We start from the raw sequence: 18086 nt of genomic DNA, 5'->3' as shown, positions 1-18086 counted from the left end.
GTCGAGCGCTCTAGAAACGCGCTACCCGCCTTACTCGATCGGCACGGGCATCAGCCACCGCGCGGCGAAGGCCTCGCCGGTCACCGGCTTGCCGAAATAGTAGCCCTGGGCCTGCCGGCAGCCCAGGGCGAGCAGCGCCTCGGCCTGCTCGACGCTCTCGACGCCCTCGGCCACGGTATCCATCTGCAGGCTGCGCGCCATGGCGATGATGGTGGTGACGATGGCGTGGTCGTTCTCGTTGTGCAGCATGTCGGCGACGAACGACATGTCGATCTTGATCTTGTCGGCGGCGAAGCGCTTGAGGTAGGCGAGCGACGAGTAGCCGGTGCCGAAGTCGTCGATGGAGAGCCCGAAGCCCAGCGTTTTGAGGGCCTCGGTCATGGCGATGGCCTGGTCGGGATCGCTCATGAAGCCGCTTTCGGTGAGTTCCAGGCCGAGCTGGCCGGCGGCGATGCCGTGTTCGCCACAGCTGCGCTGCAGGGTGGTGATCAACTGGTCGTCATCGAACTGCCGCGAGGCGACGTTGATCGCCAACTGGCCGGGCACCACCAGGCCAGCGGCCTGCCAGGCGGCGAGCTGGCGACAGGTAGCGTCGATCACCCAGTTGCCGAGGGGCACGATCATGCCGCGCTCTTCGGCCAGCGGGATGAAGTCGGCGGGGCTGACGACCCCCAGCTCGGGGTCGTGCCAGCGGCACAGCACCTCGGCGCCCACCAGGCGCAGCGTGGTCAGGTCGATCTGCGGCTGGAAATGCAGGCTCAGCGAGCCGTCGGCCAGCGCCGCACTGAGGCGCTTGGCCATATCCAGCCGCGAGGCGAGCGCCGCCCCCATGTGCGGCTCGAAGAAGCGGAAAGGGACGTCCTGCTGCTTGGCCTGATACATGGCGATGTCGGCGTGCTTGAGCAGCTCGCGGGCGCTGCCGGCATCGTCTGGGTAGAAGGCGATGCCGATGCTGACATCGAGCTCGAAGGCCTGCTCGTCGAGCTGCAGCGGGGCTGCCAGCGAGCCGAGCAGGCGCTCGGCGGTATCGGTGATGGTGTAGACATCGCTGGGGTCGACCAGCACCACGAACTCGTCGCCGCCTAGCCGCGCCAGGTATTCGTTGCCCACCAGTACGCCGGAGAAGCTGTTGGCCACGGCGGCCAGCACCTTGTCGCCGATATCGTGGCCGAGGGTGTCGTTGATGTCCTTAAAGCGATTGAGGTCGAGCAGCATCAGCCCCACCCGCGTGCCGTCGGCGCGTGCCAGGGCGCTATCGAGGCGTTGCATGAAGGCGGTGCGATTGGGCAGTCCGGTGCCCGGGTCGCGGTAGGCGAGGCGACGAATGCGCGCCTCGTCCTCCTGACGCTCCAACTCGGCAGCGACCCCGGCGGCAAAGATCTGCAGCACGCTGGTGACCAGCTCGGTGTCATGCAGCGGCTGGGCGAACATCACCCCGATCAGCCCGAACGGTTCGCCGTTGGCATCGTCGAGCCGACGCCCGGCGTAGGCGCGCACCCAACTAAGCACGTCACGGCCCTCCACCGGCAAGCGCTTGCCGGCATCGTCGTGGACGATGCATTCGGTCTCGAGCAGTACGTCCTCGCAGAGCGCGCCGGGCAGCGTATAGCTGAAGTTGGGCTGGCGCTGGCCGTCGATGACGATGGTCAGGGTGTTGGCTTTGGTGCGGTCGGCGTCGTCGATGCGCGCGATAAACGCCAGCTCGGCCTCCAGCGCCTCGGCCATATGGTGAGTGAGCTGGTCGAGAAACTCTTCGCCGCTGCGCGCGCTGACCGCCGAGGCGATCTTTAGTACCGCGCGCTGGATGCGCTGCTGGGCGAGACGCTGGCGCAGGGTGTCGATGCCGAAGGCCAGGTTGTCGGCCAGCTCGCACAGCAGCTGGCGCTCCTCGTCGCGGATTGGGTCGGTGGTCGACTGGTAGAGCCCGAGGAGGCCGAAGACCTGCCCCCCGCGTTTGAGCGGCAGGCAGATCATGCTCTGAAAGCCGTGCGCAAGGGCCATCTCTCGCCAGCTGATGAAGCTCGGATCCTTGGCCAGGTCGGCGATGATCACCGGCTCGCCGCTGCGCACCGTCCTGCCCGCCGGGCCGCGGCCGTTGTGGCGCTGCGCCGACCAGCTCAACGAGATCTGATCGAGGTAGCCTTCGACGATCCCCGCCGACGCCTGGGGCTCGATGCACTTGTCATCGTCATGCCTGGCGAAGCCGACCCAGGCCATGCGGTAGCCGCCCACGTCGACCGCCAGCTGGCAGATCGCCTCCAGCAGCTGCTGCTCCTGCTCGGCCTGGATCAGCGCCTCGTTGCAGCGGCTGAGCAGCTTGAGGGCGCGGTTGGTGCTCAGCAGTCGCTCGCGGTGGAAGTGCTCGCTCTCGCAGCGGGCGAGCTCTGCACCGGCCCGCGCGGCGGTGATGCGCAGCACCTCCTCTGCATGGCGCGACATATCGATGGGCTGGGTATGCAGGGCGGCGACCAGGCCCAGCGGGCGTCCGTCAGGGGCATACATCGGCACGCCGAGATAGGCCTCGGCGTCGAGATCGGCGAGCATCGGATCGTCGGGAAACAGCGAGCAGACGTGGCGGGGATAGTGGCAGGGGGCATGCCCGTTGACCTGCTCGCAGGGCGTGCCGGCCAGCGGATAGCGGATATTGTCGACTAATCGGCCGTGGGCCCATAGTGCCAGGCTGGTGGCTTGGCTGGCATCGGTGTCGACCCGGGCGACCATCACGTAATCGACGCCCAGGATACCTCCCAGCGCAGCTACCAGCTGCTCGAAGAAGGTCTCGTCGGTGGCCATCGACAGGCTGTCGGCCAGGCGCCGGAAGACGTCGTGAGAGGTCACCAGGTCATTCAATCGTGAGATCCTCCCGACGGTAGATGGGCGTGATGCCTTGCAGGGAATATCGGCAATTCAGGTATTTGCTTGAGCGACCTGGTATGTCCCGAGTCAGTATCAGTATAGCGATGTCATGCTATCGGCTGAATGTGCCACTGCCAACGTCGCATGGCGGCGTGATGCGGCGCGGTTGTTGCTGGTACGTATGCCAGTAGTTGCCGGACTGTGTCGAGCGCGACAATACTGTTCACGTCGTGATACTACCGGCTCGAGGTAGGAGGAGAAATGGGTCAGCCGGTCGAAAGTGTCACCAGGCGCGCTACTGTCGAATTGGTGCGGATGGGGAGACTTGAACTCCCACGCCCGAAGGCACCAGAACCTAAATCTGGCGTGTCTACCAATTCCACCACATCCGCATTTGCTGCAGCAGCGACTATCCAAGCCGCACATATTCTACGTATGGACGTAACCAAGTCAACGCGTTATTGCGGCAGGCGCAGATGGTCCGCCACCTGCGCCGGCGTGGGATGAGTCAGGTAGGGCACCTGGCCGAGACAGGGCGCATCCAACAGCTGGGCGAGGGTGGCCAGGTTGGCGCTGGTCTCCTGCATGCGCGGCTCGAGCAGGTTGGCGACCCAGCCGGCGACGCGAACGCCGTCGCGGCGTATCGCTTCCAGGCTCAGGCGGGCGTGATTGATCGCCCCGAGTCGCACACCCACCACCAGGATTGCCGGCAGGTTCAGCAGTTGGGCGAGGCCGGCGAGGTCCTCGTCGGCGTTGAGCGGTACCCGCCAGCCGCCGGCGCCCTCCACCAGGGTCAGGTCGCGACCCTCGGCCAGCCGCGGGGCGAGCCGTTGTGCAAGACCAGCAAGAGTGAGTGAGACTGCGTCGCGCTGGGCGGCGAGGTGCGGGGCAATGGCCGGAGCGAAGGCGTAGGGATTGACCTCGTGGTAGCCAAGCGGCGGGTGGCAGCCCGCCTGCAGGTCGAGGGCATCGCGGTTACGCAGACCATCGGCTGTCACGTCGCAACCCGAGGCGACGGGTTTGAGCCCCTGAGTAGTGAGGCCGTGGCGGCGGGCAAGGGCCAGCAGGCCGCTGGCGATCAGGGTCTTGCCGGCGTCGGTATCGGTGCCGGTGATGAAGTAGGCGCTCATGGACAAGTCTCACTCGGGGGCGCTGGCCGGGGCCCGCGCTGCAGGATCAGGGTCAGGCGCTGGTAGGTGACCGGCAGGCCTGCGGTCTCGCGGAAACGTTCGTAGCGCTGGCGGGCGCACTGCAGGTCGCGACGGGTCAGCGGCGCCTGCCCCGGTGGGGCTGGGCGCTGCGCACCGACACCCTTGATCGACGCCATGACCGCGCCGAAGTCCGGATAGTGAAAGCGCTCGGTGACCTGCTCGACGACGACCCCGAGGCCGGCACTCCGGCAGACAGCAACGACCCGCGCCGGCGCCGCGAAGTCGAGGACCGCCCCCGGCCGCGGCCAGGCCTCGGCCACTTCGGCCAGGGTGCCGGGGGCCAGGGTGTTGATCAGTGCGGTGCCGCCGGGGGCTAGCGCCCGGTGGAGTTCACGGAACGTTTGATCCAGATTCGGGCACCACTGCAGCGCCAGGTTGGAGAACACCAGGTCGAGGCTGGCATTGGCCAGCGGCAGGCGAGCGGCATCGCCGCACAGCCAGTGGCAGCGTTGGCCGCGCTGGAGATGACGTCGTTGGTGATCAAGATAGCGGCACTGGGCCTCGGCAAGCATGCCCGGGGCCAGGTCGAGGCCGAGGGCGATGGTCCGGTAGTGCGTAGCGAGGCGCAGGGTCCAGTGTCCGGGGCCGCAGCCCAGATCTAGGATGGACGTGGCGCGACGCGGGAGGTGCTGCCAGAGTGCCTCGCCCATCTGCTGCTGGGCGCCGGCCAGGGCCAGGTAGCGGGGCGCGGCGCGGCTGAAGCTTTGCGCCACGTTGCGCTGCCAGCTGGGGGCAGCAACGGGGGCTGGCATGTTCACTGGCGCTCCATGGTGCTGGTGTGACTGACGCCGTCAGCCAGCCGCTGCAGCGCACAGGCCAGCGCGGCAGGCTGCGAGAGCATCGGGCAGTGGCCGCTGTCGGACAGTGCCTCGGCGCCAGGCGGCAGGCTGTCCGGCGCGAGCAGCGGATCGTGGGCGCCGTATAGCCAGGCCACCGGGCAGGGTGGCGCTGACGCCAGGTGCTGGGCATCGAGTTCGCCAAGCTGGGCCAGGCCGGCGCTCAGGGTCGGCAGCGCCGCCGGCGGTGTGTCGCCGAGCAGGGTGGTGAGCTGCCGGTAGATCACCCGCGGTGACGGTTCGCCGCCGGCCTGCCAGCGCAGGAAGTGGCGCCAGCGGGTCTCGGGTGCGCGGGCGAAGGCGCGGCGGAAGTCGTTGAGCGTCGCATCGCTCACCGCCGCCGGGTGGCAGAAGCGCGGCCCCATGCCGAGCATGATCAGGCCGCGCGGCGCGCTCAGCCTTTGGCTGAGCGCGGCAGCCAGCAGCCCGCCCAGCGACCAGCCGACCCACACGGCATCGGCGGGCAGCGACTCTGCCATGGCGTCAGCCAGAGCGCCGAGGTGCTGGGGAGCGCTCAGCGCCGGGCAAGCACCGTAGCCAGGCCAATCAGGGCTGGCGACCTGGCAGTCGGCCCGCCAGTACGGTGCCAGGGGCTGCCAGATGCGCGCATCCACCCCCCAGCCGTGCAACAGGATCAAGCGTGGCATGGCGCGCTAAGCTCCTGTTCCTGGCAGGCTACCAGCGCCGTGACCAGCTGCTCGATCATCCCCGGGGTATGTGCGGCAGAGAGTGTGATGCGCAGGCGTGCCGCACCGGCTGCCACGGTAGGTGGGCGAATCGCACCGACCTGGCAGCCACGCGCGGCGAGGCTGGCCTGCCACCTCATGGCTCGGTCCGACTCGCCCAGCAGCAGCGGCTGGATCGGCGTGTGGCTGTCGAGCAGCGGCAGCGCCGCGGCGTCAGCCAGCTGCCGGAAGTGGCGAATATTGGCCTGCAGCCGGGCTCGCCGCTGGGGCTCTGCGGCGAGGATGTCCAGCGCGGCAAGGCTTGCGGCGGCGACTCCCGGGGGGAGCGCCGTGGTGTAGATATAGGGCCGTGCGAACTGGATCAGCGCCTCGATCAGCCGCGGCTCACCGGCGACGAAGGCGCCGAAGCTGCCTAGCGCCTTGCCCAGGGTGCCGACCAGGATCGGCACCTGATCAGAGCCGAAGGCGCGACCCACGCAGCCGTCGCCGTTTTCGCCCAGCACGCCGATGCCGTGGGCGTCGTCGATCATCAGTGCCGCCGAGTGGCGGTGGGCCAGCGTCGCCAGTGCGTCGATATCGGCGATGTCGCCGTCCATGCTGAATACGCCGTCACTGACGACCAGCGCTTCGCTTGCGGCGGGGCGCCGCGCCAGCATGGCTGCCAGGTCGTCGAGGTCGCGGTGGTGGAAGCGCCGCGAGCGAGCGCCGGACAGCGCCGCTCCGTCGAGCAGCGAGGCGTGGTTGAGGCGGTCGTGAAAGAGCCGTGTCCGGGCGCTGCACAGCGTCTGGATGACCGCCAGGTTGGCCATGTAGCCGGTGGAGAACAGCAGCGCCCGCGGCCGGCCGACCAGCGCGGCCAGGCGCTGCTCCAGCGCCTCGTGGACCTCGCGGTGGCCGCTGACCAGATGCGAGGCGCCGCTGCCGGCGCCCAGGCGGCGGGCCGCCACGGCCTGGGCCTCGGCCAGGCGCGGATCTCGGGCCAGTCCCAGGTAGTCGTTGCCGGCAAAGTCCAGCAGTCCGGCCGCGTGGCCGGCGCGCTGTCGCCACAGGCCGCGCTGATGCTGCTCTGCCAGGCGCTGTTCTAGCCGCTGCCACAGCCCCATCGCTAGGCGGGCTCGGCGGCGCGTGCCGCGCTGGCATCGTAGTAGAGCGGGCGTTCCGGGTGCAGGCCGAGCTTGTCGAACAGCGCCCGGTCGCGGGCCACGGCGGGATTCTCGGTGGTCAGCAGGGTGTCGCCGTGGAAGATCGAATTGGCCCCGGCCAGGAAAGCCAGCGCCTGGGTCGACTCGCTCATCTGCTCGCGACCGGCGGAGAGCCGCACATGGCTCTTGGGCATCAGGATGCGCGCCACGGCGATGGCGCGGATGAATTCTATCGGGTCCAGGTCGTCGACGTTTTCGAGTGGCGTGCCGGGCACCTTGACCAGCATGTTGATCGGTACCGACTCGGGGTGCGGGTCGAGCCGCGCCAGCTGCTGCAGCAGCCCGGCGCGATCGGAAGGTGCCTCGCCCATGCCGAGGATGCCGCCGGAGCAGATCTTCATCCCCGCCTGGCGCACGCTACCCAGGGTCTCGAGGCGCTCGGCGTAGCCGCGGGTGGTGATGATCTCGCCGTAGTACTCCGGCGAAGTGTCGAGGTTGTGGTTGTAGTAGTCGAGCCCCGCCGCGGCCAGCCGGTCGGCCTGCTCGCCGTCGAGCATGCCCAGTGTCATGCAGGTCTCCAGGCCCAGCGCCTTGACCCGCTTGACCATCTCCAGCACCACGTCGAGGTCGCGCTCGCGGGGGCTACGCCAGGCCGCGCCCATGCAGAAGCGGCTGGCGCCGGCGGCCTTGGCGGCGGCCGCCTGCTCCACCACCCGCTCGACCTCCATCAGTTTTTCCTTGCCCAGGCCAGTATTGTAGTGGCCCGACTGCGGGCAGTACTTGCAGTCTTCCGGGCAGGCACCGGTCTTGATCGAGAGCAGGGTGGCGACCTGCACGGCGTTGGCGTCGAAGTAGGCACGGTGTACCTGCTGGGCGCGAAACAGCAGGTCGTTGAAGGGTAGCGCGAACAGCGCCTGGATCTCGTCGAGGCGCCAGTCGTGGCGCGGAGCGGTATCGCTGGCTAGGGTCATGGTAGGGTCCGCTGGGACTGATGGCTCAGTCAATATGGAGTCAGTGATGAGTTAACAGGGGTGTGTGCCTGATGATAGGGACTATGTCGACACTGTCAACTCGTTGGTTGGTTAGGGTTGACCAGATGCTGCGCGGCGCGCTGCCCGGGCGTTGTCACTTCTGCCGGGGGCCCGCGGCGCCGGATGCGCCCTGGTGCGAGGCGTGCCTGGTGGCGCTGCCGTGGAACCTGCCGGCCTGCCCGCGCTGCGCTGAACCGCTACCGCCGCTGTCGCCGTCCGGCCTGGCCTGCGGTGCCTGCCTTAGCCAGCCGCCGAGTTTCGTGCGTGCGCGGGTGGCACTGTGCTACCGCGAGGAGGTGGCGCTGTTGGTCCAGGGCTTCAAGTTTTCGGCGTCGCCGCGGGCGGGGGCGGTGCTGCTGGCGCTTCTCGAGCACCAGCTGCGCAGCGCGGAGCAGCTACCCGAGGCGCTGGTGGCGGTGCCGCTGCACCCGCGGCGTGCCAGAGAACGCGGCTTCGATCAGGTCGCCTGGCTGGCCGAGCGCCTGGCTCGGCGGCTGGGGCTGCCGTTGGTCAAGGCGCAGCGGCTGCGGCATACGCCGAGCCAGGTGGGCCTGAGCCGCAAGGCACGGCGCCACAACCTCAAGGGGGCCTTCAGCGTCGAGCAGACGCTGCCGGCGCATGTCGCCATCCTCGATGACATCGTCACCACCGGGGCGACCTGCGAGGCCTTGGCCCGGGCCTGCCAGGCCCGCGGCGCGACGCTGATCGAGATATGGGCAGTGGCACGCACGCCGCGACAGTGAGGGGATTGGGTGACTGCCATAACTTCACAGCGAGGGACGCCGGGCCACCGATAAGCCTGGCGCCGCTCGGGACTGATCCGTCGGCAGGTCTACGAGGGGGCGCTGTAAACCATCCCTGGGCGCTACCGATGCCCTACTGCGCTCTCGCGTCCTGCTTCGCTTGCAGGGCCGGTGCTGGCCATCCATGGCCAGCCCGTTCGGAGCAATGCTCCTCACCCATGGCATCGAAACCCCCTCTTCGACCTGCCCCCGGCGTCCCTCGCTGGCAGTGGCGATCGGCTCCAAGGTCAATGAATGCCACCTCGGCAGGCACGGCCAGCGACTGCTAAGATGCCAGGCTTTCCCCCTCAGGAGCCGAGCATGCCGGACACCCCTCACCCCTTCGAACGGCTCAGCCCGGCGCGCATCGTGGCGGCGGTGGAGTCGCTGGGCCTGTGGTTGCCCGGCGAACCCTTCGCGCTCAACAGCTACGAAAACCGGGTATTTCTGTTGAGCGACGACGAGCGCCGCCGCTGGGTGGCCAAGTTCTACCGCCCGGGGCGCTGGAGCGATGCCCAGATCCAGGAGGAGCACGACTTCCTGCTCGAACTGGCCGAGGCCGGCGTGCCGGTGGCCGCACCCTGGTCCAATGCCGCCGGGGAGACGCTGCATCACTGGGAGGGTTTTCGCCTGACGCTGTTTCCCCAGGTACCGGGGCAGGCCCCGGAGCTCGAGAATCCCGAGCACCTGTTTGCACTGGGTGAGCTGATCGGCAAGGTGCACGCCGTAGGCGCGCGGCGCGCTTTCACAGCCCGCCTGAGTCTCAACCTGACCGAGATGGTCGAGGAGGGGCGCGCCACCGTGTTGAGCGGCCCCTGGCTGACGCGCCGCCAGCGCGACGCCTATGCACGCATCAGCGCTGAGCTGGCCAAGCTGCTGCGCGATCACACCTGGCCGGCGCAGTCGGCCATTCGTCTACACGGTGACTGCCACCTCGGTAATATGCTGGGGCGCGACGCTGACTTCAGCCTGGTCGACTTCGACGATGCGCTGATGGGGCCGCGGGTACAGGATCTATGGATGCTGCTCACCGCCCAGACGCCGGAAGAGCTGCAGTGGCAGCTCTCGGAGATCGTCGAAGGCTATGAGCAGGAGGCGGACTTTCCGCGAGGCGAGCTTGCGCTGATCGAGCCGCTGCGCACGCTGCGGCTGCTGCGCCACAGCGCCTGGCTCACTGCGCGCTGGGAAGATCCGGCGTTTCCGCGGGCCTTCCCCTGGGCTGCCGAGGAGGGCTACTGGGACCAGCATATCCGTAGCCTGGAGCAGCAGCGCCAGGCGCTGGAACAGCACCCGCGCTGGTTGGCCGATTACTGAGCGTCGGGGTCGGGGCGCTCGCCGGGCACCGGGTTGGCAACGCCTTCGCCGTTGGCCTGGCGGCGACGCTCGTTGATCTGCGCCGAGGGATTCTCCTGGGCCTCCAGGGCGAGCTCGCCGCGCAGGCGCAGTTGGAAGGCCTCGCCGGGAACGAGTTCGGCGCGCTGGCAGTCGCTGCCACTGCCCTCGACGCAGGCGGGTACGCCGATATTGCCGTCGAGATCCTCGGCGGTGGCCGAGAGGTCGCCGCTGAAGATCTCGCTGTCGTCAGCGCTGGCCTCGATGCAGGTCAGGGTGCTGGCGCTGAGACGGATTCGCTCGCCGTCTAGTCTCGCATCGGCGGTGATCAGGCAGTGGTTGGGCAGGTCGTACTCGCCGCTGGCAGCCGCAGTGGGCTTGAGCAGGACGTCGGACTGGCTGGTGTTATTGACATCGAGGGACGTGGTATCGATGACTTCCACGGCCACGCTGGCGCCGGCGGGTAGCGATAGCGTGCCGGCCTGGGTGGCTAGCGGCAGGCTCATGGCGACGGCGAACAGGGCCAGCGTGGCGCGCGTTGACTTGATCATTCCCGGTAAACTCGCTTGAACTCATGGCAGGGTGGCAGAAGTCTACCACAGCCAGGTTCGGCTGCAGCCGGGCGGGGCGTGACATGATGTCACTGCATCTCGGCAAGTCCGGCCAGCGCACCCCATTTATCCCGTTGAAGGACATCGGGAATAGGCTGGAGAGGGGGTTTGCGCCATGGATGGCGCAAGGTAGCGCCCAAGGATGGGTTTACAGCGCCCCCTCGTAGGCCTATCCCCGGGTCCTTTAGGGCCTTGTACTGTTTATCTGCTATAACCCTGCGCCGCCGCGGCTCGACGGGTCTGGTCCCAGGGCTTAGAATTGGTCGCTATGCATCATGGTGTTGTACAGGACACAATTGATGTATATATTTTGTACATCACAGCGGTGCAACACACCCTCGACGACCCAGGGTGATACCAGCATATAGGCCCCCTCATGACCGAAGAGCTCGCCAATCACTATCGCCACATCATCTCCGGGCTGGGCGAAGACCCTCAGCGCGAAGGCCTGCGCGATACCCCCAAGCGGGCCGCCAAGGCCATGCAGTTCCTGACTCGCGGCTACCATCAGTCGCTCGAAGAGTTGATCAACGGTGCGGTGTTCGAATCGGAAACCGACGAGATGGTGCTGGTCAAGGATATCGAGCTCTACTCGATGTGCGAGCACCACCTGCTGCCGTTCATCGGCAAGTGCCACATCGCCTACCTGCCCAACGGCCGGGTGTTGGGGCTATCCAAGTTTGCCCGCATCGTCGACATGTATGCACGGCGCATGCAGATACAGGAGAACCTCACCCGCCAGATTGCCGAAGCGGTGCTGCAGGTGACCGAGGCCCGCGGGGTGGCGGTGGTCATCGAAGCCAAGCACATGTGCATGATGATGCGCGGGGTCGAGAAGCAGAACTCGAGCATGACCAGTTCGGTGATGCTGGGCGCCTTCCGTGAGAATCAGCCGACGCGTCAGGAGTTTCTTACCCTGGTCAACGGACGCTGAAACGCCCAGCCGCTATCCTGCGCTGCATCAATCCGAGTTTCGCTACTGGCCCGAGGAGGACCGCCCATGGCACTGCACGCGCTCGACGACCAGCATCTTGATCACGACTTGGCGAGTATTCGCATCAAGAACCTGCGACTGCGTACCCATATCGGCATCAAGGAAGACGAGATCAAGAACCGTCAGGATGTGGTGATCAATGCCACCATTCGCTATCGGGCCGATCGCGCGGTGCAGTTCAATCATATCGACCAGGCGCTCAATTACCGCACCATTACCAAGCACGTCATCGCCCACGTCGAAGAGAATCGCTTTTTGCTGCTGGAACGCATGACCCGCGAAGTACTCGACATCATCATGTCCTACCAGCAGGTGCTGACTGCCCAGGTCGAGATCGACAAGCCCCATGCGCTGCGCTTCGCCGACTCGGTATCGATCACGTTGTCGGACACCCGCGAGATCCGCCGCAGCCAGTAAACCCGTCTGCGTGTCGCCGCGGGGTTGGTTTCCGGGAGTCAGTCGGCTTAGCATGGAGCCTTCACCGCTGCCCGGAGACGCTGGCTTGTCAGACGCCGAGACCCCCGCCGAGTCCCACCCGCCCCGCAAACGCTATGCCGGCTTTGCGGTGGCGGCGATCATTACCGCCTTCGTGGCCCTATTCTTCGAAGGGCGCCTGCCGCCGCTGAACATCGCCGCCGCGGTGCTGGCGCTGATAGGGCTGCGCCAGATTCGGCGCGATCCGCTACGCTATAAAGGACGTGCGTTCTGCTGGCTGGCGGTGGCGCTGGCCATCATCGTCGCGACCTTGGCGGCGCTGGTCGAGCCGTCTCTCGCAACGTGATGCCCCATGCTTCAAGCCACCCCTGCGTGCCCCGTTTCGCATCATCCCGTGCGCCGCATACGCGGCGCAATGATGGAAAGGAGAACATCATGTCATCTCTGCAAGACAGTCCGTTATATCGCCCCTTTGCCTATATCGATGGCAGCTGGGTCGCCGCCGATAGCGGCGAACAGATCGACGTCATCAACCCGGCCAGCGGCGAGGCCATCGGTCGCGTGCCGCGCCTGGGGCGCGCCGAAACCGAGCGGGCAATCACGGCCGCCGAGGCCGCCTTTCCCGCCTGGCGGGCGCTGACTGCGCTCGAGCGCGCCGATATTCTGATGAAGTGGCACGACCTGATGCACGAGCATCAGCAGGAGCTGGCCACCATCATGACCCTCGAGCAGGGCAAGCCGCTCAAGGAGGCCGCCGGCGAGATTGCCTACGCGGCCAGCTTCCTGCGCTGGTTTGCCGAGGAGGCGCGGCGCATCTACGGCGAGACGATCCCTGCCGCCAGCGCCAACCAGCGGGTGGTGGTCACCAAGCAGCCGGTGGGTGTGGTCGGCGCCATCACGCCGTGGAACTTCCCGGCGGCGATGATCACCCGCAAGGCCGGTGCGGCGCTCGCCGCCGGCTGTCCGATCGTGGTCAAGCCGGCCAGCCAGACACCGTTCTCGGCAACCGCGCTGGCGCTGCTGGCTGAGCGCGCCGGGGTGCCGCGCGGGGTATTCAACGTGGTGCCCGGCCGCGCCTCGGAGATCGCCGCGGCGCTCACCGAGTCGTCGGTGGTACGCAAGATCACCTTTACCGGCTCCACTGAAGTCGGCCGTACGCTGATGGCCCAGGCAGCCCAGCACATCCAGAAGATCTCGCTGGAGCTGGGTGGCAATGCGCCGTTCATCGTGTTCGAGGATGCCGACCTCGATGCCGCCGTCGACGGCGCCATGGCCGCCAAGTTCCGCAACGCCGGCCAGACCTGCGTGTGCACCAACCGTTTCCTGGTCCAGTCGAGCGTGGTCAACGCCTTCTGCGAGAAGCTGGCGGTGGCCATGAACAGCGAGCTGCACGTCGGCGACGGGACTCAGGAGGGCATCAATATCGGCCCGCTGATCGACCGCGACGGCGTCGACAAGGTCAGCGATCACGTCCACGATGCGGTCGATAAGGGCGCCGAGCTGCTGCTGGGTGGCAACCCCCACCCGCTGGGCGGCAACTTCTTCACCCCGACCCTGATCAGTGCCGCCAACGACAGCATGAAAGTCGCCCACGAAGAGACCTTCGGGCCGCTGGCCGCGGTGTTCCCCTTCGATGACGAAGAGGACGCCATCACCATGGCCAACGACACCGAGTACGGCCTGGCGGCCTACTTCTATTCCCGCGACCTGGGCCGCGTATGGCGCGTCGCCGAGGCGCTCGAGTACGGCATGGTGGGCATCAACACCGGCCTGATCTCCAACCCGGCAACGCCGTTTGGCGGTGTCAAGGCCTCCGGCCTGGGCCGCGAAGGCGGCCGCCAGGGGCTGGAGGAGTTCGTCGAAACCAAGTACCTGTGTATCGATCTCGGCTGACCGGGCTCCGCCCGGAGCTGGAAGCCATAGTTCATAAGCTTTAAGAACAGAAAACCCCATTGGCCTAGGCCAATGGGGTTTTCTAATTAAGCACTGTTCGAGAAAACCGCTGGGCGATGGTCAGGCTAGGCGAAAGTCGGCGAAAGAGCGGAGTTTGCTGTTGCAAATGAGCATCTTGATGCCGACTTTCAACGACGCATGACCGAGATCCAGCGTTTTCATCTCCTCAGTGCTTGAAGTGGCGCATACCGGTAAACACCATGGCAATCCCCGCTTCGTTGGCGGCATCGATCACCTCCTGGTCGCGCATCGAGCCGCCGGGCTGGATCACCGCGGTAATGCCGGCGGCGGCGGCGGCGTCGATGCCGTCGCGGAACGGGAAGAAGGCGTCGCTGGCCATCACAGAACCGGGTACCGAGAGGCCCTCGTCGGCGGCCTTGATACCGGCGATGCGCGCCGAGTAGACGCGGCTCATCTGCCCGGCGCCGACGCCGACGGTCTGGCCGTGCTTGGCGTAGACGATGGCGTTGGACTTGACGTACTTGGCGACCTTCCAGGCGAACGCCAGGTCGCGCAGTTCCTGCTCGCTGGGCACCCGCTCGCTGACCACGCTGAGTTCGTCGCGGCCGACCATGCCCAGGTCGCGGTCCTGGACCAGCAGGCCGCCGGTGACGCGCTTTAGGTCGTGGGCATGCTCGCGCTCACCGGGCCAGTGGTCGGCCACGTCGAGCAGGCGCACATTGGCCTTTTCGGCGACGATGGCGCGGGCCTCTTCGCTGACCCCGGGGGCGATGATCACCTCGACGAACTGGCGGTCGATGATGGCGCGGGCGGTGTCGGCGTCGAGCGCCACGTTGAAGGCGATGATGCCGCCAAAGGCGCTGGTGGGGTCGGTGGCGAAGGCCTTGTCGTAGGCCTCCAGTGGCGTTGCACCCACCGCCACGCCGCAGGGGTTGGCGTGCTTGACGATCACGCAGGCGGTGTCGGTGAAGGCCTTGACGCACTCGAAGGCGGCGTCGGTGTCGGCGACGTTGTTGAACGACAGCGCCTTGCCCTGCAGCTGGGTAGCGGTGGCGACGCTCGCCTCGCTGGCGTCGGTCTCGACGTAGAAGGCCGCGTTCTGGTGCGGGTTCTCGCCGTAGCGCATGCTCTGCTTCTTGTGGAACTGCAGGTTATAGGTGCGCGGGAAGCCATCCTCGCCGCCGGGTACCCGGCGGCCCAGGTAGTCGGCGATGGCGGCGTCGTAGCCGGCGGTATGCTCGAAGGCACGCACCGCCAGGTCGAAGCGGGTCTCTTCGCTCACCGCGCCGCGGTGGGCGGCCAGCTCGCCGAGCACTCGGGCATAGTCCTCGGCGTTGACCACGATGGTGGTGTGGGCGTGGTTCTTGGCGCAGGCGCGGACCATGGTCGGGCCGCCGATATCGATATTCTCGATGGCATCCGTCAGCGTGCAGTCGGGCTTGGCGACGGTGCTGGCGAAGGGGTAGAGGTTGACCACCACCATGTCGATGGGATCGATGCCGTGCTCGGCCATCACCGCGTCGTCCTGGCCGCGGCGGCCCAGGATGCCGCCATGAATCTTGGGATGCAGGGTCTTTACCCGGCCGTCCATGATCTCGGGGAAGCCGGTGTGGGCCGAGACTTCGGTGACCGCGATACCGCTCTCCTGCAGCAGGCGGTAGGTGCCGCCGGTGGAGAGCAGCTCGACGCCGTGTTCGCTCAGCCCACGGGCGAAGTCGACGATACCGGTCTTGTCGGAGACGCTGAGCAGGGCGCGGCGAACGGCAAGCGAGGAGGCGGAGTGGGGCATGGGAGTACTCTCAACTTAGTGAATCGTTAAACAGCGAGGGAGCCGCGTGGGGCTCCCTCAGGATCTCAGATCAGGTCGTACTGCTTGAGCTTCTTGCGCAGCGTGCCGCGGTTGAGGCCCAGCATGTCGGCGGCGCGGGTCTGGTTGCCGTCGACGTGGTCCATCACCGCAGTGAGCAGCGGCGCCTCGACCTCGGCCAGCACCATGGCGTAGAGGTCGGTGACCGATTCGCCGTCGAGGTGGGCGAAGTAGCGTCGCATGGCGACGTCTACCGCCTCGCGCAGCGGCCGGTCGGTGGGCGTGGCGGCAAGCGCGCGCTCGTTATCGCTGGGCAGCGCCGCGGCGAGGTCGAGGGATTCCTGGGCCGCGGCCATCAGTGAGCCTGGCTGTGTGGGTTGCCTGCTGGTCATGCTGCGCTGATTCCATTCGACGTCATCGACCGCGCGGCGGCGGGATGACGAAACAGTTGGTCCACGAAGTCTCGCTGTGCCTGGGGGCTCTCCAGGGCATTGAAATGCGCACGCTGACGCTTGACGGTGGAGGCGTCCGGCGCATGCCGGGCCAGGTACCAGCCGAGGTGCTTGCGCGCAATGCGCACGCCCATGTGCTCGCCGTAGAAATCGTGCAGGCTGACGAGGTGGTCAAGCATCACCGCGCGGCGTTCCACGGCGCTAGGTGCAGCGAGCCGCTGGCCGTGGCGCAGGTAGTGGTCGATCTCGGCGAACAGCCAGGGATTGCCCTGGGCGCCGCGACCCACCATCACCGCATCCGCACCAGTATAGTCGATGATTCGGGCGGCTTTCTCGGGCGAGTCGATATCGCCGTTGGCGAACACCGGGATCGACACCGCGGCCTTGATGGCGGCGATGGTGTCGTACTCGGCGTGGCCGTTATAGCGCTGCTCGCGGGTGCGGCCGTGTACCGCCAGCGCCTGGATGCCAGCGTCCTCGGCAAGCCGCGCGACGCGCTCGCCGTTGCGGCTCTCGGCACACCAGCCGGTGCGGATCTTGAGCGTCACCGGCACCTCCACTGCGGCGACCACGGCGTCGAGGATCTCGGCCACCAGCCGCTCATCGCGCAGCAGCGCCGAGCCGGCGGCCTTGTTGCATACCTTCTTGGCCGGGCAGCCCATGTTGATATCGATGATCTCGGCGCCCTGGGCGGCATTGAGGCGTGCCGCCTCGGCCAGCATGGCGGCATCGCCGCCGGCGATCTGCACCGCGCGAGGGCCGGGTTCGCCGCGATGGTCCATGCGCAGCTGCGACTTGCGGGTGTGCCACAGGCTGGGGTCGGAGGTGACCATCTCGCCGACCACCAGCCCGGCGCCCAGCCGCCGGCATAGCTGCCGGAAGGGGCGGTCGGTAACCCCGGCCATGGGGGCCAGGATAACGCGGTTGGGCAGGCGGTGGCGGCCGATGGACGGCAGCGCCGAGGCGTCAATGGGCATCGGGGCTCGTTCGATCATGGTCAATCGTCATCAAGGGGGGCATATCATACCCACCCCCCGCCCGCGGGTGAAGATGGACATTCAGCCAGGCCGGCGGCGCAGCGATCAAGCGGGCCGCTGGCCGCTGAGCCTCACCCAGCCGTCGCGGATCGCCGGTTCATCCATTACCAGGCCCTGGGCAAGGTAGGCATCGAGCACCTCGTCGGCCTGCTGGGCGAGGATCCCGGACAGCGCCAGGCGCCCGCCCGGCGCGACGTGGCCGGCGATCATCGCCGCCAGTTCGACCAGCGGCCCGGCGAGGATATTGGCCACCACCACATCGAAGTGTCGCGCGTCGTCGAGCTGCTCGGGGTAGTGCAGGGCGAAACGCGCTTCGTCGACGGCGTTGCGTGCGGCGTTGTCGCGGCTGGCGGTCAGCGCCTGGGGGTCAATATCGGTGCCCACGGCGTGCGCGGCGCCGAGCTTGAGCGCGGCAATGGCCAGGATGCCCGAGCCGCAGCCGACGTCGAGCACCTCGCGAGCGTCGAGCCCGCCGTCCATCGCCAGCTCATCCAGCCACGCCAGGCAGAGTGCCGTGGTGGGGTGTGTGCCGGTGCCAAAGGCCAGCCCCGGGTCGAGCAGCAGGTTGACGGCATCGGGATCCGGTGCGGCGTGCCAGCTGGGCACGATCCACAGCCGCTGGCCCATCTGCAGCGGGGTGAAGCCGTCCATCCACTCGCGCTCCCAGTCGCGGTCGGCGAGCAGCTCGACCTCGATCTCCGGGCACGGCTCGTCGGGCAGCTCGATTGCCCACGCCTCGCGGACCCGCTCGAGCATGGCGTCGACCCCTTCGAGGTCGTCATACAGGCCGGTAAGCACCGTCTCGTTCCACAGCGGGGTGGTGCCGCGGTCGGGCTCGAACACCGGGTCGTCGTGGGCATCCTCCAGGGTGATGGCGCTGGCACCCTCATCGAGCAGCAGCTCCTCGAGCCGTTCGGCGTGCTCGGGGGCGGTATGGGCCTTGAGTTGCAGCCAGGGCAT

Annotated in this window: 17 protein-coding genes and 1 tRNA gene; 6 read left to right on the top strand and 12 right to left on the bottom strand. The window is 67.5% G+C overall.

Going from position 1 to position 18086, the window contains the following annotated elements; genetic code table 11:
- Positions 1-30: 30 nt before the first annotated feature.
- From QC821_RS18800 to bioB, 7 genes are all read right to left on the bottom strand, one after another.
- On the bottom strand, positions 31-2850 hold the full coding sequence (locus QC821_RS18800; protein ID WP_309724606.1) for a bifunctional diguanylate cyclase/phosphodiesterase: 2820 nt from the start codon (positions 2848-2850) through the stop codon (positions 31-33).
- Positions 2851-3163: 313 nt separating this feature from the next.
- A tRNA-Leu gene (locus tag QC821_RS18795) sits at positions 3164-3248 on the bottom strand.
- Positions 3249-3314: 66 nt separating this feature from the next.
- Positions 3315-3986 carry a dethiobiotin synthase gene (gene bioD, locus QC821_RS18790; RefSeq protein ID WP_309724604.1) on the bottom strand — a complete coding sequence of 224 codons (672 nt, stop codon included), beginning with the start codon at positions 3984-3986 and terminating at the stop codon, positions 3315-3317.
- On the bottom strand, positions 3983-4819 hold the full coding sequence (locus QC821_RS18785) for a methyltransferase domain-containing protein (protein WP_309724602.1): 837 nt from the start codon (positions 4817-4819) through the stop codon (positions 3983-3985). The genes bioD and QC821_RS18785 overlap by 4 nt, the downstream gene beginning before the upstream one ends.
- A 2-nt stretch (positions 4820-4821) precedes the next feature.
- Positions 4822-5550: an alpha/beta fold hydrolase gene (locus QC821_RS18780; RefSeq protein WP_309724600.1), complete on the bottom strand. Its 729-nt coding sequence runs from the start codon at positions 5548-5550 to the stop codon at positions 4822-4824.
- On the bottom strand, positions 5538-6692 hold the full coding sequence (gene bioF, locus QC821_RS18775; protein ID WP_309724598.1) for an 8-amino-7-oxononanoate synthase: 1155 nt from the start codon (positions 6690-6692) through the stop codon (positions 5538-5540). The genes QC821_RS18780 and bioF overlap by 13 nt, the downstream gene beginning before the upstream one ends.
- A gap of 2 nt (positions 6693-6694) precedes the next feature.
- A complete protein-coding gene (bioB, locus tag QC821_RS18770) occupies positions 6695-7702 on the bottom strand; it encodes a biotin synthase BioB (RefSeq protein ID WP_309724597.1) in 1008 nt (335 codons plus the stop codon).
- Positions 7703-7785: 83 nt separating this feature from the next.
- On the opposite strand from bioB, the gene QC821_RS18765 reads away from it, so the two are divergent.
- Positions 7786-8505 (top strand): ComF family protein, encoded by a 720-nt coding sequence (locus tag QC821_RS18765; protein WP_309724595.1) that lies wholly within the window; start codon positions 7786-7788, stop codon positions 8503-8505.
- Positions 8506-8865: 360 nt separating this feature from the next.
- Positions 8866-9858, top strand: a complete 993-nt coding sequence (locus QC821_RS18760; RefSeq protein WP_309724593.1) for a serine/threonine protein kinase — start codon at positions 8866-8868, stop codon at positions 9856-9858.
- Here QC821_RS18760 and QC821_RS18755 read toward each other — a convergent pair.
- On the bottom strand, positions 9852-10427 hold the full coding sequence (locus tag QC821_RS18755; protein ID WP_309724591.1) for a hypothetical protein: 576 nt from the start codon (positions 10425-10427) through the stop codon (positions 9852-9854). The two genes, QC821_RS18760 and QC821_RS18755, sit on opposite strands and share 7 nt — an antisense overlap.
- Before the next feature lie 436 nt (positions 10428-10863).
- On the opposite strand from QC821_RS18755, the gene folE reads away from it, so the two are divergent.
- From folE to QC821_RS18735, 4 genes are all read left to right on the top strand, one after another.
- Positions 10864-11421, top strand: a complete 558-nt coding sequence (gene folE / locus QC821_RS18750; protein ID WP_163503575.1) for a GTP cyclohydrolase I FolE — start codon at positions 10864-10866, stop codon at positions 11419-11421.
- 66 nt (positions 11422-11487) lie between these two features.
- A complete protein-coding gene (folX, locus tag QC821_RS18745) occupies positions 11488-11898 on the top strand; it encodes a dihydroneopterin triphosphate 2'-epimerase (RefSeq protein ID WP_309724587.1) in 411 nt (136 codons plus the stop codon).
- 85 nt (positions 11899-11983) lie between these two features.
- Positions 11984-12262, top strand: coding sequence for a hypothetical protein (locus QC821_RS18740; RefSeq protein WP_309724585.1), 279 nt, complete (start codon positions 11984-11986; stop codon positions 12260-12262).
- A gap of 89 nt (positions 12263-12351) precedes the next feature.
- On the top strand, positions 12352-13809 hold the full coding sequence (locus QC821_RS18735; RefSeq protein ID WP_309724583.1) for an NAD-dependent succinate-semialdehyde dehydrogenase: 1458 nt from the start codon (positions 12352-12354) through the stop codon (positions 13807-13809).
- Between the two features lie 226 nt (positions 13810-14035).
- Here the strand turns inward: QC821_RS18735 and purH are convergent, their stop codons facing one another.
- The 4 genes from purH to prmA all read right to left on the bottom strand — a co-directional run bounded on the left by purH (position 14036) and on the right by prmA (position 18086).
- Positions 14036-15619, bottom strand: coding sequence for a bifunctional phosphoribosylaminoimidazolecarboxamide formyltransferase/IMP cyclohydrolase (gene purH, locus QC821_RS18730; RefSeq protein ID WP_309724581.1), 1584 nt, complete (start codon positions 15617-15619; stop codon positions 14036-14038).
- 65 nt (positions 15620-15684) lie between these two features.
- Positions 15685-16029: a DNA-binding transcriptional regulator Fis gene (fis, locus tag QC821_RS18725; protein WP_309724579.1), complete on the bottom strand. Its 345-nt coding sequence runs from the start codon at positions 16027-16029 to the stop codon at positions 15685-15687.
- Positions 16026-17066 (bottom strand): tRNA dihydrouridine synthase DusB, encoded by a 1041-nt coding sequence (gene dusB / locus QC821_RS18720; RefSeq protein ID WP_309724578.1) that lies wholly within the window; start codon positions 17064-17066, stop codon positions 16026-16028. Before dusB ends, fis begins: the two co-directional genes overlap by 4 nt.
- A gap of 105 nt (positions 17067-17171) precedes the next feature.
- Complete coding sequence (gene prmA, locus QC821_RS18715) at positions 17172-18086, bottom strand: 50S ribosomal protein L11 methyltransferase (protein ID WP_309724577.1); 915 nt, start codon at positions 18084-18086, stop codon at positions 17172-17174.

The organism is Franzmannia qiaohouensis (assembly GCF_031451695.1).
Taxonomy (GTDB): Bacteria; Pseudomonadota; Gammaproteobacteria; order Pseudomonadales; family Halomonadaceae; genus Franzmannia; species Franzmannia qiaohouensis.
The sequence above is the reverse complement of the archived record's forward strand: the minus strand, read 5'-3'. Positions and strand labels throughout refer to the sequence as shown.

Excerpts from the sequence above, each read along its gene's own strand:
- bioD (WP_309724604.1), bottom strand. The coding sequence starts at position 3,986 with ATGAGCGCCTACTTCATCACCGGCACCGATACCGACGCCGGCAAGACC.
- dusB (WP_309724578.1), bottom strand. The coding sequence starts at position 17,066 with ATGCCCATTGACGCCTCGGCGCTGCCGTCCATCGGCCGCCACCGCCTG.
- QC821_RS18760 (WP_309724593.1), top strand. The coding sequence starts at position 8,866 with ATGCCGGACACCCCTCACCCCTTCGAACGGCTCAGCCCGGCGCGCATC.
- prmA (WP_309724577.1), bottom strand. The coding sequence starts at position 18,086 with ATGCCCTGGCTGCAACTCAAGGCCCATACCGCCCCCGAGCACGCCGAA.
- QC821_RS18735 (WP_309724583.1), top strand. The coding sequence starts at position 12,352 with ATGTCATCTCTGCAAGACAGTCCGTTATATCGCCCCTTTGCCTATATC.
- QC821_RS18785 (WP_309724602.1), bottom strand. The coding sequence starts at position 4,819 with ATGCCAGCCCCCGTTGCTGCCCCCAGCTGGCAGCGCAACGTGGCGCAA.
- folX (WP_309724587.1), top strand. The coding sequence starts at position 11,488 with ATGGCACTGCACGCGCTCGACGACCAGCATCTTGATCACGACTTGGCG.
- bioF (WP_309724598.1), bottom strand. The coding sequence starts at position 6,692 with ATGGGGCTGTGGCAGCGGCTAGAACAGCGCCTGGCAGAGCAGCATCAG.
- QC821_RS18780 (WP_309724600.1), bottom strand. The coding sequence starts at position 5,550 with ATGCCACGCTTGATCCTGTTGCACGGCTGGGGGGTGGATGCGCGCATC.
- fis (WP_309724579.1), bottom strand. The coding sequence starts at position 16,029 with ATGACCAGCAGGCAACCCACACAGCCAGGCTCACTGATGGCCGCGGCC.
- bioB (WP_309724597.1), bottom strand. The coding sequence starts at position 7,702 with ATGACCCTAGCCAGCGATACCGCTCCGCGCCACGACTGGCGCCTCGAC.
- QC821_RS18755 (WP_309724591.1), bottom strand. The coding sequence starts at position 10,427 with ATGATCAAGTCAACGCGCGCCACGCTGGCCCTGTTCGCCGTCGCCATG.
- folE (WP_163503575.1), top strand. The coding sequence starts at position 10,864 with ATGACCGAAGAGCTCGCCAATCACTATCGCCACATCATCTCCGGGCTG.
- purH (WP_309724581.1), bottom strand. The coding sequence starts at position 15,619 with ATGCCCCACTCCGCCTCCTCGCTTGCCGTTCGCCGCGCCCTGCTCAGC.
- QC821_RS18765 (WP_309724595.1), top strand. The coding sequence starts at position 7,786 with ATGTCGACACTGTCAACTCGTTGGTTGGTTAGGGTTGACCAGATGCTG.